Consider the following 12691-nt stretch of genomic DNA (forward strand, 5'->3'; position numbering starts at 1 on the left):
GTCGGGACGTGGGGGGGGCAGGCGGATCCGGTGCCGAGAGCACACCGTCTTTCCGGCAGCATGAAGGCCGGCGGCCTCCTTTCTCCCACGAGTCAGCGCCGCGCCGCGTCCCCGCGCCGCCGGAACCGGCCGGACGCCCTCCGGTTTCCGAGCCAGACCCCGTCCCCCGCTGAGGAGCGTGCCATGCGATCCATCCTCGCCGCCGCCCTGCTGCCGGCGATCGCCGTTCCGGCCGGGGCCCAGAGCCTGTCGGCATCGCTTGAGCCGATCACCCCCGTCGCCAATCCGGGCCAGCTGAGCCTCGGCGGCAGTTCCACCACCGGGCCGTTCCCGACCGTCTCGGCGCAGACCGGCGGCCTCGTGAATGCCGGCCAGCTGAGCTTCGGCGGGGGCGGCGGCGGTGGCGGCGGCCGCATCGGCGCGTCGGGAGGCCTCTCGGCCGGGACGACGCTCGGCGCCACGACCGCCGGTTCGGGCGGGGCGGGCCAGCTCGGCGGCCTGGGATCCACCGCGACCGGCGGTGCCGGCGTCACCGGCACGACCCTCGGGACCGGCGGGACGATCGGCGCCGCCGGTGCCCGCAGCGGCCTCAGCGGCGCGTCCCGCACGGGCCTGGGCTCGACCGCGGGGAGCCTCCTGACACCGACCCTCGGAACGGGCGGTCTCGGAGGCGGGTCGGGCCTGTCCCCCGGCCTGGGCACCGGGCTCTCGGGAGCCGGCCTCGGCGCAGGTGTCGGCGCAGGTGTCGGCGCAGGTGCCGGCGCAGGCGTTGGAGTAGGTGTCGGCACGGGCCTCAACGCTGCCGGAAGCCTCGGCTCCTCGCTCGCGACCGGCTCGTCCGGCGTCGCGTCGGCCGGTCTCGGCAGCGGCGTGGCCGCGTCGGGCATCGGCGCGACGGGCGCCACCCTGTCCCCCGGCGGTCTGTTCGGGCTGTTCGGACTGTTCGGGCTCGGGACCGGAACGGCCGCGAGCGGGGCCACGGCCGCGACGGTTTCCGGGACGGGCGGCGCCGGCCCGGGTGGCGCCGGGATCCCCGGGACGCCCGGGCTGCCCGCGGACGATCCCGCCCAGGCGGCCCGCACCCTGCCGACCGGCGGCGGGGCGATCGGCGGTGCCGGCATCGGCGGCGCGGCGGCCGCGCCGGTCCGGACCGGCGACCTCTGCGGCGGGCCCTTCGCCGAAGCCTGCCTCGGCCAGGGGTTCTGAGCGGCCTCAGGGGCCGGAACCGCGCCGAACCGCTGCCGTTCCTTCTGTGCCGGCACCTCGGCCGGGACAGGAGACAGAGATGAACGTCATGCTGGGCCGCGTCTCGCTCGCGGCCGCTCTCGTGATCGGCGTCTCGGGCGCTGCCCTGGCGCGCGATGCCGGGCCGAAGGCCCACGGCGCCAAGGGCACGGCCGGCCTGCACGGGATCGGCTTCAACGAGCCGAAATTCCGCTCGGACCTGCGCACCGGCAAGGAGCAGCCCTATACGTGGCCGGTGAGCGACCGCTATCGCCCGGTCTCGCAGCCCTTCTACGGTCGGGCCTACTGAGCCGCCCGGCGCACGCTCCGCCGAATGGATGAGTGGCGGCGCCCCGCTCCGCCGCGCACAACCGGGGCCGGCCCCGATCCGTCATCGGAGCGGGCGCCGATCCGGCGATGGCCCAGAGGCACGGGGTCCGTGGCGTGCCGGCTCCCGAGGCAGGAGAGTGTGATGCATCCGCTGAACCGGCGCGTCGTCGCGATCCCGGCCGTCGCGCTTCTGGTCGTCGCGCCCCTGCCGGGGCGCGCGGGCGAGTTCGCGCAGGTCCCGCCGGTGCCGGGCATGGCCCTGACCCTGCCCGATCCCGGCATGGCCAACGGGGCGCCCGCGCCCGCTCCGACGGCGGCACCGACCCCCGCCGCGGCCGCGGAGCCGCCCGCTCCGGTCAGGGCGGCCTCCGTTCCGGCGGTCGAGCGCCGGTTCCGGGGCCTGGGCAGCGGGCTCTCGTCGATCGACGGGCAGCTCCCGAACCAGCGCACCGGCCAGCGTCACCAGCACGTGGTCCGCGACATCTGCATCGGCTGCTGATCCGATCCGCCCCCGGCGCGGCGCCGGCTAGTGCGGCGCCCGCGCTCGGGAATTCGCCTGGATCCAGCGCGGCGAGAGGATGTCGCCGGCCTCGGTGATGATCCAGGGTTGGGCCTCGCCGGATTCCATCGCCGCGATCGCGACGGCGAGGGCCTCGCGCAGGGTCGCGAACGGCCGCCCCTCCGCGGCGCGGGCCGGTGTGCCCTTGGGCCAGATGGTCAGTTCGGCTCGTCTGTCGAGGTCGGAGGGCGTCATCGGCGCTCTCGTGGTGCTTCGCAGGGTGCTTCGGCGGGATGTGGGCGTTCTACCGTGCCTGTGTGCGTGCCTGTGTGACGCGGATCTGGCGCCGCGGTCTCCGATTCGCGCCACGGGCCGCGACGCCAGCAACGCGCGCGCTCGCCCGGCGGTTTCGATCGGTTCGGGGGCGCGCGCGAAAAACAAATCACCCGCTCCTCAAGTTTGATTTGAGAACGCGTCGGTGGAAGTTTAGTTCATTTGCATCGAATGCATGGCGCGCGGGATCGGTGCCTGAATTCACGGCTGAGAATTCCCGGGAAACACTGCAATACCGTGCCGTCCTGGCGATATGGTGCAATGCGAAAAACGCATGCCGCGACGCACAAATCCGTGGTCTCATGCGCTGGTCGATCGCATCCCGCGGTCGACACCGCGATCGAACCGGAGACGCACCATGCGCACGATCCTCATCCTCGCGTCGGCCGCGCTCACCTCGGCGGCCTTCACGGGCCTCGCCGCCGCCGACGACCGCCTGCACCTGACGCCGCCGCTCTATCGCGATCAGGCCCGGCCCGCCCAGCAGATCCGCGCGATCCACGATCTGACCACCACGCCCCAGCCCGTCGCCGCGCCGGCGACCGTCAATCGGACGGTCTCGTCCCTCGGCCGGCCGATCGTCCAGGCCGCCGTCGAGGCGAGCCGCTGAGCCGGCTGCCGGAGACGGAGCGCCCCGGGCGGCTCCGTCTCCGGCCGACGCTCAGACGATGTGCAATTCCTGCGCGGCCACCGACGGTTCCACGCCGCGACGGATCAGGCGCCGCGTCCGCGCCCGCTGATCCCGCGCGGTGCTGAGGGCGGTCCCCGCCGCGCGGTACCCCTCGAACCACAGATCCGCCCACGCATACTGCGCCGCCATCGCGAGCAGGACGGCGTTCTCGGCCTGTCTCAGGCCCAGCCGCAGGCTCTCATCCGCCAGGCGACCAACCTCCCCGTACATCATCTCCAACTCCGCGTCCGAACACGGCCGGCAGCGCCGCGAAGGGCCGCCGGCCACCCGCCCAGAGGCCGCTCGGCTCTCCCGCTCAGTGCGACGCCGCCCCGGCAGCGTCGCGAGCGGCGGCCGCCGCTTCCCGGGCCGCATCCTGCCCTCGCACCACTTTCGTGCGGACCGTGTCGGGGGCGCGGCGCGCCGCTCCGACGACGCTTCCGAAGGCCGTCCGGGCCTGCGCGAGACCGGTCCCGGCGACGTCGCGGATCTGGGTCGGGACCTCGTGGCCCGACGACTGTGCCATGCACTGTGTCATGCGTGGTCTCCTGTCGGCCGCCATCCGGGTGCGGCCGGCCCGTTTGTGCATCGCACATGGACCGGCGTCCAGGGATCGCCCGCGCGTCGGCGCGACCGGTCAGATCTCCGTCTCGCGCCGGACGATCGCCTCTTCCCCGCTGCCCTTCTGCGCGAGGCCGACCTCGGGATCCTCGGTCGGGATCGTGGCCGGCGTCGCCTTGACGCGCTCCGCCGGAGGCTCGTCCGCCTCGCGCGCGTCCGGGCCGCGGCTCGTCGGGTCTGCGGTCTCGCGCGTCATGCGGTCTCTCCCTGCCTGCAGCCAACGCGACGGGGCGTGTGCGGGTCCCGGGGCTCCGTCACGATGGCGGGAGGCGCGACGCGGATCGCGGCTCTATATGGGAGGTGCGAGCAGGGAGAGTGGTGTGTTCACCGTCAAGGGGATTGATCCGTCCGGGCGCGTCATGACGTTCGCCTGCGGGACGGACGAGCAGGCGATGGAGAAGACCTGGGAGCTGGCCCGGCGCGGCTTCCGTGAGATCACGGTCGCCGATCCGAAGGGCAAGGAACTCTCCGCGGCCGCCTTCGAGCGCTCGCTCAACATCGACTGGGAGTGACGCGCGTCGGCGCGCGCCGGGAGCCCCGCCGCCCCCGACCCTGCCGACGACACTCTGGCCGCGCCGAGCGCCGGCCGACCCGAGGCAGGCGCCTGTCAGGTCGCCTCGAGTTCGCGCCAGAGGTTCGCGCGGCCCGACCGCGCCGTCTCGGGGATGTCGGTCGTGGCGCCGATCTCCTCCGCCTTGCGCCAGATGGCGCGGCAGACGAGGATCTCGCTGCTCGCATCGATGCTGAGGATGAAGCTGTCCGGAACGATCTCGGCATCCGGGAGCGCGACCCGCACGCCGCCGGCCGACCGGTCGTAGACGATGCACGGCAAGCTTCGATGCTCGTCGACCGAGATGCTGCCGGTCTCGTTGAGAAGCGTGCGTGGAGCGCTGCGTCGTTCGAACATCACCGCCTCGAGAACCTCTGCCCGACAGGATCGGTCACCCGGGTTCAAGGGCGGTTTGCGAAATGCCTCGAATTGTCGGGAAGCTGCCGTCCCTGTGAATTCTGCGCTCTTCATGCGCGCTCGGCCGGAGGCCGGATGCGCGGAGCACCGACGCCCGCGGAGCGACCGGGGCGACGGATCCGCAGGGACGGAGACGGCCTCGGTCGGTCCGCTCGGCGCGTGTGACTGGCCTCAGGATCGACCTACTCGGTCACGACCTCGACGAGGGTGGTGAGAAAGCCCAGCGCGACGGCCCCGATGCCGCCCATGAAGGCCGCATCCCACCCGGCGAACTCCCTCGACTGGGGCGCGCGCAGGAAGGCGAACAGCGTCACGGCGGCCCCGCAGACGACGAGAGCGAGGGCCAGCAGGATCGATCGAGACATGGCGTTTCCCTATGCGCCGGTCTCGCGGCCCTTGAGGGCTCTTGTAAACGGACGAGTGCGACCGGCTTGATCTGTTCAGTCTCGTCCGTCGTCGAAACATGACAGACGAGAGCGCGGTGAACAAGGTGTTCATCTGTTCTGCACTGCGGAACAGCGGCCGGAATGACGCTCTCATCTGATTCGCACAGGACTGAAGTCGCGCGCGGCCAGGGCTGCCCTTCACGAGGGGCATCGACCGGCCGGCCGCGGGGAGTGCCCCGCCGGGACGGGATCCGGCGCGGTCAGTCGATGAAGACGCGGACGCCGTCCGTGTTGAGCAGGTCGCGCTGGTCGGCGCACCATTGCTCCGGTCCGACCGCGGCGATCTCGTCCGCGACCCGCCGGCCCTCCTCGGCGATGGCGTTCCGGGCACGCTGGTGGCCGAGGCCGGCGTCGAGGGCTCGGCGGACCGTGCGGGACAGGCCCTCGGACACCGTGTCGTCGATGGTGTAGAGCTTGCGGCAGTGCAGGACGATGCCGGCCTGCGCGCCGACGATCCGCACGAGACCCCGGATCGTCTCCGCGCGCTTGGTGTCGTCTGCCTCCTCGGCAGCCCGGGCGGTGCCCGGCACGACCGCCGTTCCCAGGAGGGCGGCGAACAGCAGGGCGCGAGTCATCCGGGGCATTCCTTCTGGCCGATGCCGGAGCCGTCTCCGGAACGCCGCACCGGGCGGCCGCGCCCGCCCCGTCAGATTCGGCCGGTCACTTCCGGGCGGCCATCAGGTCGTGGGTCAGGACGGTCAGCTTGCCGATCAGGTTGCTGATATCGGAGCCCTTGCACGACCATTGCGTGCCGACCGCCTCGCCATCGGCCGAGACGGAGACGACCGCCACCGAGCGTAGGCGACCCTCGCGGGCCAGGGCCAGCTGATCCTGCAGCACGGCGATGATCGACGCGGTGTCCTCGTCCACGACCGCGGGCGCGATATGCGCCGGGAACGGCACGACCGAACTCGTCATCGTCTGCTCTCGCTTCATCTCGCCGACCCCTTCGGTAGCATCCTCGGGCCCCGGCGTGCGCATCAGCTTTGTGCAGAGTGTGGCAGCTTGTCCGTGTCCCGCGATGTCCTGGACGTGTGTGGCGACGATGCAACGGTCTCGGCGCGGTTCCGGGCCGCGCGGCGGCACGAGGCGCCGGGCTCCGCGGCGCTTCGTTACGAGGGGGCCCCGCCGAGCGGGGCGCCCCCGGAGGTCGTCATCCTCAGGCGGCCTTGCGGCCCTTGCGCTCGCGCTCGGCCATGGCGCCGGGCTGGCCCAGGCCGATCGCCTTGGCGAGGGCGGAGCGCTGCTCGGCGTAGCTCGGCGCGACCATCGGATAGTCCGCCGGCAGGCCGTAGCGGTCGCGGTAGCTGCGCGGATCCAGGCCGTGGCTGGTCAGGTGGCGCTTCAGCGTCTTGTAGGTCTTGCCATCGATGAAGCTGACGATCCCGTCGTGCCGGACCGACTTGCGAATCTGGGCCGCGCTCGGCTTCTCGACCTCGGCCTGCGGAACCGCCCCGATCTCCGCCGTCAGAGTCCCGGTGACGAGCCCGCTGATCGCGCCGTGCACGCGCGCGATCAGGGCCGGAAGCTCCGCGGCCGGCACCGGATTGTTCGACACGTAGGCGGCGACGATATCGCCCGCCAGCTCGATGAAGTTGGAGTTGGGCCCTGTGGTTTCTTCTGACACTGTAAGATTCCTGGTGTGCCCCTCGCCCGGGATCTGCTACTTTTGAGCACTGAATGCAAGTTACAAAACCGTTGGCGGGCCGCTTCCGGTGCATGATCGGGGTGCCCGCCGCGGAGATCGGCCGGCCATTTCTGGCGATTTCCGGCGGAGTATTTCCGGGCGCCGTCCGAGTCGGCCTATCGACTGCGGTAGAGTTTCCGCTCTGCAGAACGACCAGAACGTGCATCTGGCGGACTTGAAGTCGGCCCGGGCCGGCCGATGGGCCGTTCCGCCGTCATCCGCGGTGACGCGGCGCCCCGGTCGTGGCATGGCGCGGCCATGCTGATGCTCGCCCTCCTCATCGCCCTGCTGGCCGTCGTGGTCGCCATGTTCGTGCTGCGGCGGTGGACCGGGCGGCTGGCCTCGCTCGCGACGCTCCTGGCCGGAGCGATCATGGTCCTGTGGCTCGCCGAGGTCGGCCTGCTTCCCGGAACGCAGGGCCCGTTGACGGCGTACCGCCCCCTCGTGCCCGGGCTCGACCGGTAACGGTTCGGTAAGCGTACCGGCGGAGCATGGGGTATGCCCACGCTCTCCGCCCCGCGCCTGCTCACGTTCCTGGTGTCGGCCGTGCTGATCGGCCTCGCCGTCGCCAGCCTCTACACGCGCATCCCGATGGTCGGAAAAACCGTCGTGGCGCACCGGCAATGGTTCTTCATCGGCGCCTACGCCCTGCTCGCCCTCGGGGTGACCACCCGCAGCCTGTAGTGGACCGCGCCGCGGTCCGTTCGCCACCGCGCGCCGCGCCGAGGAGGCCGGAATGGCCCTGAAGACCACCTACCTCGTGCAGCCGTTCGAGCTGCACCGGAATCGCCTGAGGCCGGCCCGTCAGGAGCCCGCGCAGAGCGAGTTCGGCGCCCTCAAGAAGGCGGAGGCGCTGGCCGCCCGCATGCCGGGCGCGGCGGCCCTCAGGGTCGTGGCCGACGACGAGACCGGGGAACTCGAGGGCGTCACGATCCTCGGCCAGTTCGGGACCGTTCCGGACGATTTCGCCGAGAGCCTGCTGGGGGGCTGATGCGGCCCGCGGGTCCCGGCTTACATCCGGCCGCGTCTGGGGGTGCGACACGGGCGACCTCCGATTGCGGCCCTCCGGAAACTACGTAGAAACAGCGGAGACTGATCCTTGCGAGCTCCGGCGCTCGCCGAGCTCGCATCCGTGCCCCGCTATTTCATCGACCTCCACGACGGCGCCAACTTGGTTCGCGACCGCGACGGCTTCGATCTTCCGGATCTCGCCGCGGCGCGGGCGCAGGCGGTGCGCATCCTGACGCGGCTCGCGCAGGGCTTGACCGATCCGATGGAGCGGCAGGATTACGTGCTCGCCGTGCGCGACGAGCAGGGCGCGGTCCGCCTGCGCCTGCGGCTCTCCTACGATGTCGAGGGCGGCTGACGGCCCGGCCGCGCGCGGGTCGGGAAAGCGGGAGATCGCATGCGACGCTCAACAGGTCTGACCGGCCCGCTCGCGGCGGCGCTCGTGCTGCTCGTCGCCGCCGGACCGGCAGGGGCGCAGACCGCGCCGCCCCCGCCCACGGGATCCGCCGCGGCGACGGCCGACAACGCCGTGCTGCTGACGGTCTTCCTGCGCCACGACCAGTCCCGACCGCTGGCGGAGCTGAACGCGCAACTCGCCAAGCAGGGCTTCTACAAGGCCTTCCCGCCGCCGGGCATCGAGGTCGTCTCGTGGAACGTCGTCATGGGGATCGGGCAGATCATCGTCCTGCGGCTGCCCGCCTCCCGCCTGCGCGAGGTCAACCGCGTCCTGGAGGACACCGCCTGGGGCGCGTACCGGACCGAGTTCTTCCCGACCTACGATTACAGGGCCGTGGGCCTCGCGGAGCACGAGAAGGCGCGCTGAGACCGTCCCGGCCGCCTCAGGCCGGAACCGCGCCGCCCGGACCGACCGGCCCGAGATCCAGCGCGTCGTCCCACAGGTAGGGGTGGCCGAGGCGCTTGGCCGCGTACATCGCCGCGTCCGCCCGCTCCACCAGGGCCTCAGGCCGGGTGGCGTGCAGGGGCGCGCAGGCCACGCCGATCGCCGCGCCGATGCGGATCGGCGATCCGGTCCCGAGATCGTACGGCTCGGCGAGGCGCGCCTGGAGGCGCAGGGCGAAGCCGAGGGCCGGCGCCGGCGCCGCGTCGCCGAGCAGGATGGTGAACTCGTCGCCCCCGAGCCGCGCGGCGCAATCCCCCGCGCCGAGCGCCGCCCGCAGGCGCTCGGCCAGGTGTCGCAGGAGCGCGTCGCCCACCGCGTGCCCGTGGCGGTCGTTCACCGGCTTGAAGCCGTCGAGGTCGAGGCACAGCAGCGCGCAGGGCGCGCCGTCGAGGTCGGCCAGGGTCCGGTCGAGCCGGGCCGCGAACAGGTGGCGGTTCGGCAGGCCGGTCAGCGGGTCGTGGTGGGCCATGTAGCGCAGGAGCGACTCCGCCCGGCGGCGCTCGGTCACGTCCTCCCACAGGGCGGTCCAGCCGCCGCCGGCCTGCGGGTGCAGCGTGACCGCGACCTGGCGCCCGTCCGCGAGCGTCTGGACCACGGCGTCGGTCGCGCCCCGGGCGAGGAGCCGCCGCCGCGCCGCCCAGAGGCCGCAGGGATCCCGGTCGGCCGGGACCGCCCCCGCGGCGCTCGCCGCGCCCACCGCCCGGGCATGCATGCCGGGCCGGATCCGGTTCGCGGGCGGGCCGAACAGGCGCCGGAACCCGTCGCTCACGAACAGCAGCCGGTCGGCGGAATCGAACAGGCACAGGCCGTGCGGCAGCGAGTCCAGCGCCTGGACGATGCCGGGTCCGAGCTTGCGCCCGCGGCCGAGCCCGTCCTGGCGCCGGGCGCAGGCCGCCTGCCGGTGGCGCCGCGCCAGCCTCGTCGCCGCCCTGCCCGCCTCCGCCGCCATGGCCGGTCCCCCGAAACGCCCGACAGCGTCGTCGGGCGATCGCCGGAACGTGCCGGCTCGGAAATTAGTCTCCGGTCTTCATAGAATGGGATTCCTTTCGCCAACCTTGACGAAAGTCGTGCGCGTTGAGCGATCTTCGCGGAGATTGACCATCCGCAAGTTGAGGTGGTGATCGCGGCGCGCGAACTCTGTCGGTCGACGGGTCCGCCCGGTCGAGCCGCGCCGCCGTCCCGGGTGCCGCCGCACGGTCCCGGGACGACGTCTATCGGCGGCGCGTCAGGGCGCGTCAGGGCGCGTCGTGCGGGCCGTGATGGCCGTCGAGCACCGTGTCGCTGGTCGGGACCGTCGCGGCGACGGCCTCGGCGCGGCGGATGTCGGGCGCGGTCGCCTCCTCCACGAAGGCCGCCACGGCCTCGCTCAGCGGCAGCGTGCGGGTCTGCTGGCTGCCGAGCCGCCGGATCGAGACCGTGCGCTCCTCCGCCTCGCGGCGGCCGAGCGCCAGCAGCACCGGCACCTTGGCCAGCGAATGCTCGCGGACCTTGTAGTTGATCTTCTCGTTGCGCAGATCCGCCTCGACCCGCAGGCCGGCGCGCTCCAGGGTGCGGATGACGTCCCGGGCGTAGGGATCGGCCTCGCCGGTGATCGTCGCCACCACCACCTGGACCGGCGCCAGCCACAGGGGGAAGTGCCCGGCGAAGTGCTCGATCAGGATGCCGGTGAAGCGCTCCATCGAGCCGCAGATCGCCCGGTGGACCATCACGGGCGGCTTCCGGGCGCCGTCGGCGTCGATGTAGAAGGCGCCGAACCGCTCGGGCAGGTTGAAGTCCACCTGCGTGGTCCCGCACTGCCAGTCGCGGCCGATGGCGTCGCGCAGCACGTACTCGAATTTGGGCCCGTAGAACGCGCCCTCCCCCGGGTTGACCGCCGTCTTGATCCGGCCGGCCGACTGCTCCTCGATCTGCGCCAGCACGCGGGTCATCACGTCCTCGGCGTGGTCCCAGAGGGCGTCGGAGCCGACGCGCTTCTCGGGCCGGGTCGAGAGCTTCACGACGATCTGGTCGAAGCCGAAATCCGCGTAGGTCGAGAGGATCAGGTCGTTGATCTTCAGGCACTCGTCGGCGAGCTGGTCCTCGGTGCAGAAGACGTGGGCGTCGTCCTGCGTGAAGCCGCGCACGCGCATCAGCCCGTGCATGGCGCCGGACGGCTCGTAGCGGTGGACGATCCCGAACTCGGCCATGCGCAGGGGCAGGTCGCGGTAGGATTTCAAGCCGTGCTTGAAGATCTGCACGTGGCCCGGGCAGTTCATCGGCTTGAGGGCGAACCAGCGCTTGTCCTCGGCCTCCTCGCCCGCGGACTGCGCGGCGAACATGTTCTCCCGGTACCAGCCCCAGTGGCCGGAGGTCTCCCACAGGGCCTTGTCGAGGATCTGCGGGGCGTTCACCTCGGCGTAGTCGCCGCGCAGGCGCCGGCGCATGTAGGCGATCAGCTCCTGGAAGATCGTCCAGCCCTTGGCGTGCCAGAAGACGACGCCCGGCCCCTCCTCCTGGAAGTGGAACAGGTCCATCTCGCGGCCGAGCCGTCGGTGGTCGCGGCGCTCGGCCTCCTCCAGCCGGTGCAGGTAATCGTCGAGATCGGCCTGGTTCGCCCAGGCCGTTCCGTAGATGCGGGTCAGCATCGGGTTGTTCGAGTCGCCGCGCCAGTAGGCCCCCGCGACCTTCATCAGCTTGAAGGCGGTGCCGACCTTGGCCGTCGAGGTCATGTGCGGGCCGCGGCAGAGGTCGAACCAATCGCCCTGGCGGTAGATCTTCAGGTCTTCGCCCGGCGGGATCGCGTCGACCAGCTCGACCTTGAAGCCCTCGCCCTTGCCGGCGAACAGCGCCCGCACGTCCTCGCGCGTCCAGACTTCCTTCGTGAAGGGCGCATCGCGCGCGATGATCTCGCGCATCTTCGCCTCGATCTTCGGGAAGTCCTCGGGCGTGAACGGGGTCTCGCGATGGAAGTCGTAGTAGAAGCCGTTCTCGATCACCGGGCCGATCGTGACCTGCGTCTCCGGCCAGAGCGCCTGCACGGCCTCGGCGAGTACGTGCGCGCAGTCGTGCCGGATCAGCTCCAGGCTGCGCGGGTCGGTGCGGTCCAGGAACTCGATGCGGGCATCGCGGTCGATCGGGTCGTCGAGGTCGGCGACCGTGCCGTCGAGCGCCATGGCGACGGTGCGCTTGGCCAGCGACTTGGCGATGCCCTCGACCACGGCCCGGCCGGTCGTGCCGGCGGCGATCTCCCGCGTGTTGCCGTCGGGGAAGGTGAGAATCGGCATGGTACGAGCGTCTCCGGGCTCAGTCCTGCATACGGGGCAGGTAAGCGGTTTCGAGGGAGCGGCCGTGTAGACCGATTTCTCGGGCGAGGGAACAACGCTGCGGCGCAACTCCACGCATCCCTGCCCTTCGTCCGCCGTTCGGGTGCGCGCGATCGTCCCCGCGCGCGCGTGGCGCCGGGGGCATGGCCCGGGAGGCGAGCACGAGGGACGCGGGACGCCGCGGGAACCCAGGTGTCGGCCAAGTACGCGCGGGATCCGATCCCCGCGGCGCCCCGCGGCATCGACCGGGCATGGTCCCCGGCCGCTGCCGTCTTTCTCGTCGCGGCGTCTCCGACGTCCCGGTCCTGCGACTCCCCGTTAGCGGTCTCTGTCGAGGTGCAGGCACGCCGTACTCGCACGCCGTGCCCGCACCTCCGGAACCCGCATCGGCGCCGTGGCCTTCCAGCCGTCCCCCGCCTCGTAGTGGGCGGGTCCGCAGGTCGCTCAGGGTCGGCCCAGAGGCGGGTCGGCGCGGGGGCATTTCCTCACCCCGCCGGGCAGAGTGCCGCCCGGTCTCACGCCCGCATCCGAGGCACGCCCCGCACCGGTCCGTCGCCCGGGGCGATGGCGGCTGAGAGCCACCGACGCGGGCGCCGCCCCGTCCCCGGACCCGCACGGTCAGCCACCGGGCGGGCCCCCGAAGGACGGCCCGGGATCGCTCCCGGGCCGCCGCGGACAGGTGCGGTCAGGAAGCACAAAATAG

21 protein-coding genes are annotated in these 12691 nt (G+C 72.4%); 10 read left to right on the forward strand and 11 right to left on the reverse strand.

Annotated features, from left to right (window positions below; genetic code table 11):
• Positions 1-183: 183 nt before the first annotated feature.
• The 3 genes from BM314_RS22385 (at position 184) to BM314_RS22395 (ending at position 2053) form a co-directional block, all read left to right on the forward strand.
• A complete protein-coding gene (locus tag BM314_RS22385; protein WP_091980278.1) occupies positions 184-1206 on the forward strand; it encodes a hypothetical protein in 1023 nt (340 codons plus the stop codon).
• Positions 1207-1285: 79 nt separating this feature from the next.
• On the forward strand, positions 1286-1534 hold the full coding sequence (locus BM314_RS22390) for a hypothetical protein (protein WP_020095196.1): 249 nt from the start codon (positions 1286-1288) through the stop codon (positions 1532-1534).
• A 162-nt stretch (positions 1535-1696) separates the two neighbouring features.
• Positions 1697-2053, forward strand: a complete 357-nt coding sequence (locus tag BM314_RS22395) for a hypothetical protein (RefSeq protein WP_091980280.1) — start codon at positions 1697-1699, stop codon at positions 2051-2053.
• A 27-nt stretch (positions 2054-2080) separates the two neighbouring features.
• On the opposite strand, the gene BM314_RS22400 is transcribed toward BM314_RS22395, so the two are convergent.
• Entirely contained in the window at positions 2081-2308 is a 228-nt protein-coding gene (locus BM314_RS22400; protein ID WP_091925947.1) for a hypothetical protein, read from the reverse strand.
• 436 nt (positions 2309-2744) lie between these two features.
• Between BM314_RS22400 and BM314_RS22405 the strand changes: the two genes are divergently transcribed.
• Complete coding sequence (locus BM314_RS22405) at positions 2745-2996, forward strand: hypothetical protein (RefSeq protein WP_056523875.1); 252 nt, start codon at positions 2745-2747, stop codon at positions 2994-2996.
• 51 nt (positions 2997-3047) lie between these two features.
• On the opposite strand, the gene BM314_RS22410 is transcribed toward BM314_RS22405, so the two are convergent.
• The 3 genes from BM314_RS22410 to BM314_RS22420 form a co-directional block, all read right to left on the reverse strand.
• Complete coding sequence (locus tag BM314_RS22410; protein ID WP_020095193.1) at positions 3048-3290, reverse strand: hypothetical protein; 243 nt, start codon at positions 3288-3290, stop codon at positions 3048-3050.
• A gap of 82 nt (positions 3291-3372) precedes the next feature.
• Positions 3373-3594 (reverse strand): hypothetical protein, encoded by a 222-nt coding sequence (locus BM314_RS22415; RefSeq protein WP_091980283.1) that lies wholly within the window; start codon positions 3592-3594, stop codon positions 3373-3375.
• 99 nt (positions 3595-3693) lie between these two features.
• Positions 3694-3873: a hypothetical protein gene (locus BM314_RS22420; RefSeq protein ID WP_091980286.1), complete on the reverse strand. Its 180-nt coding sequence runs from the start codon at positions 3871-3873 to the stop codon at positions 3694-3696.
• 124 nt (positions 3874-3997) lie between these two features.
• Between BM314_RS22420 and BM314_RS22425 the strand changes: the two genes are divergently transcribed.
• Positions 3998-4189, forward strand: a complete 192-nt coding sequence (locus BM314_RS22425; protein ID WP_020095190.1) for a hypothetical protein — start codon at positions 3998-4000, stop codon at positions 4187-4189.
• A 95-nt stretch (positions 4190-4284) separates the two neighbouring features.
• Here BM314_RS22425 and BM314_RS22430 read toward each other — a convergent pair whose 3' ends face one another.
• The 5 genes from BM314_RS22430 to BM314_RS22450 all read right to left on the reverse strand — a co-directional run bounded on the left by BM314_RS22430 (position 4285) and on the right by BM314_RS22450 (position 6717).
• Positions 4285-4698, reverse strand: a complete 414-nt coding sequence (locus BM314_RS22430; RefSeq protein ID WP_244540003.1) for a PilZ domain-containing protein — start codon at positions 4696-4698, stop codon at positions 4285-4287.
• Between the two features lie 128 nt (positions 4699-4826).
• The gene (locus BM314_RS22435; protein WP_020095188.1) at positions 4827-5009 is read right to left on the reverse strand and encodes a hypothetical protein; all 183 of its coding nucleotides are present in this window, start codon (positions 5007-5009) and stop codon (positions 4827-4829) included.
• Between the two features lie 281 nt (positions 5010-5290).
• Positions 5291-5665, reverse strand: coding sequence for a hypothetical protein (locus BM314_RS22440; protein WP_020095187.1), 375 nt, complete (start codon positions 5663-5665; stop codon positions 5291-5293).
• Between the two features lie 85 nt (positions 5666-5750).
• Positions 5751-6026: a hypothetical protein gene (locus BM314_RS22445; RefSeq protein ID WP_026605251.1), complete on the reverse strand. Its 276-nt coding sequence runs from the start codon at positions 6024-6026 to the stop codon at positions 5751-5753.
• A gap of 223 nt (positions 6027-6249) precedes the next feature.
• The gene (locus BM314_RS22450) at positions 6250-6717 is read right to left on the reverse strand and encodes a Ros/MucR family transcriptional regulator (RefSeq protein WP_020095185.1); all 468 of its coding nucleotides are present in this window, start codon (positions 6715-6717) and stop codon (positions 6250-6252) included.
• Positions 6718-7035: 318 nt separating this feature from the next.
• Between BM314_RS22450 and BM314_RS22455 the strand changes: the two genes are divergently transcribed.
• From BM314_RS22455 to BM314_RS22475, 5 genes are all read left to right on the forward strand, one after another.
• A complete protein-coding gene (locus BM314_RS22455) occupies positions 7036-7242 on the forward strand; it encodes a hypothetical protein (RefSeq protein ID WP_026605250.1) in 207 nt (68 codons plus the stop codon).
• Positions 7243-7275: 33 nt separating this feature from the next.
• Positions 7276-7461: a hypothetical protein gene (locus BM314_RS22460; protein WP_012318898.1), complete on the forward strand. Its 186-nt coding sequence runs from the start codon at positions 7276-7278 to the stop codon at positions 7459-7461.
• A gap of 52 nt (positions 7462-7513) precedes the next feature.
• The gene (locus BM314_RS22465; RefSeq protein ID WP_020095183.1) at positions 7514-7768 is read left to right on the forward strand and encodes a hypothetical protein; all 255 of its coding nucleotides are present in this window, start codon (positions 7514-7516) and stop codon (positions 7766-7768) included.
• 141 nt (positions 7769-7909) lie between these two features.
• Positions 7910-8143, forward strand: a complete 234-nt coding sequence (locus BM314_RS22470) for a DUF6894 family protein (RefSeq protein ID WP_026605249.1) — start codon at positions 7910-7912, stop codon at positions 8141-8143.
• 39 nt (positions 8144-8182) lie between these two features.
• Positions 8183-8608 (forward strand): hypothetical protein, encoded by a 426-nt coding sequence (locus BM314_RS22475; protein WP_091980288.1) that lies wholly within the window; start codon positions 8183-8185, stop codon positions 8606-8608.
• Positions 8609-8624: 16 nt separating this feature from the next.
• On the opposite strand, the gene BM314_RS22480 is transcribed toward BM314_RS22475, so the two are convergent.
• Positions 8625-9635 carry a sensor domain-containing diguanylate cyclase gene (locus tag BM314_RS22480; RefSeq protein WP_091980292.1) on the reverse strand — a complete coding sequence of 337 codons (1011 nt, stop codon included), beginning with the start codon at positions 9633-9635 and terminating at the stop codon, positions 8625-8627.
• A gap of 286 nt (positions 9636-9921) precedes the next feature.
• Complete coding sequence (thrS, locus tag BM314_RS22485; protein ID WP_056523858.1) at positions 9922-11949, reverse strand: threonine--tRNA ligase; 2028 nt, start codon at positions 11947-11949, stop codon at positions 9922-9924.
• Positions 11950-12691: the final 742 nt, after the last annotated feature.

The sequence above is a fragment of the Methylobacterium sp. 13MFTsu3.1M2 genome, from assembly GCF_900112625.1.
Lineage (GTDB): Bacteria > Pseudomonadota > Alphaproteobacteria > Rhizobiales > Beijerinckiaceae > Methylobacterium.

Excerpts from the sequence above, each read along its gene's own strand:
- BM314_RS22475 (WP_091980288.1), top strand. The coding sequence starts at position 8,183 with ATGCGACGCTCAACAGGTCTGACCGGCCCGCTCGCGGCGGCGCTCGTG.
- BM314_RS22435 (WP_020095188.1), bottom strand. The coding sequence starts at position 5,009 with ATGTCTCGATCGATCCTGCTGGCCCTCGCTCTCGTCGTCTGCGGGGCC.
- BM314_RS22445 (WP_026605251.1), bottom strand. The coding sequence starts at position 6,026 with ATGAAGCGAGAGCAGACGATGACGAGTTCGGTCGTGCCGTTCCCGGCG.
- BM314_RS22405 (WP_056523875.1), top strand. The coding sequence starts at position 2,745 with ATGCGCACGATCCTCATCCTCGCGTCGGCCGCGCTCACCTCGGCGGCC.
- BM314_RS22385 (WP_091980278.1), top strand. The coding sequence starts at position 184 with ATGCGATCCATCCTCGCCGCCGCCCTGCTGCCGGCGATCGCCGTTCCG.
- BM314_RS22390 (WP_020095196.1), top strand. The coding sequence starts at position 1,286 with ATGAACGTCATGCTGGGCCGCGTCTCGCTCGCGGCCGCTCTCGTGATC.
- BM314_RS22415 (WP_091980283.1), bottom strand. The coding sequence starts at position 3,594 with ATGACACAGTGCATGGCACAGTCGTCGGGCCACGAGGTCCCGACCCAG.
- BM314_RS22400 (WP_091925947.1), bottom strand. The coding sequence starts at position 2,308 with ATGACGCCCTCCGACCTCGACAGACGAGCCGAACTGACCATCTGGCCC.
- thrS (WP_056523858.1), bottom strand. The coding sequence starts at position 11,949 with ATGCCGATTCTCACCTTCCCCGACGGCAACACGCGGGAGATCGCCGCC.
- BM314_RS22440 (WP_020095187.1), bottom strand. The coding sequence starts at position 5,665 with ATGACTCGCGCCCTGCTGTTCGCCGCCCTCCTGGGAACGGCGGTCGTG.
- BM314_RS22455 (WP_026605250.1), top strand. The coding sequence starts at position 7,036 with ATGCTGATGCTCGCCCTCCTCATCGCCCTGCTGGCCGTCGTGGTCGCC.
- BM314_RS22395 (WP_091980280.1), top strand. The coding sequence starts at position 1,697 with ATGCATCCGCTGAACCGGCGCGTCGTCGCGATCCCGGCCGTCGCGCTT.
- BM314_RS22430 (WP_244540003.1), bottom strand. The coding sequence starts at position 4,698 with ATGAAGAGCGCAGAATTCACAGGGACGGCAGCTTCCCGACAATTCGAG.
- BM314_RS22465 (WP_020095183.1), top strand. The coding sequence starts at position 7,514 with ATGGCCCTGAAGACCACCTACCTCGTGCAGCCGTTCGAGCTGCACCGG.
- BM314_RS22480 (WP_091980292.1), bottom strand. The coding sequence starts at position 9,635 with ATGGCGGCGGAGGCGGGCAGGGCGGCGACGAGGCTGGCGCGGCGCCAC.
- BM314_RS22420 (WP_091980286.1), bottom strand. The coding sequence starts at position 3,873 with ATGACGCGCGAGACCGCAGACCCGACGAGCCGCGGCCCGGACGCGCGC.
- BM314_RS22410 (WP_020095193.1), bottom strand. The coding sequence starts at position 3,290 with ATGATGTACGGGGAGGTTGGTCGCCTGGCGGATGAGAGCCTGCGGCTG.
- BM314_RS22460 (WP_012318898.1), top strand. The coding sequence starts at position 7,276 with ATGCCCACGCTCTCCGCCCCGCGCCTGCTCACGTTCCTGGTGTCGGCC.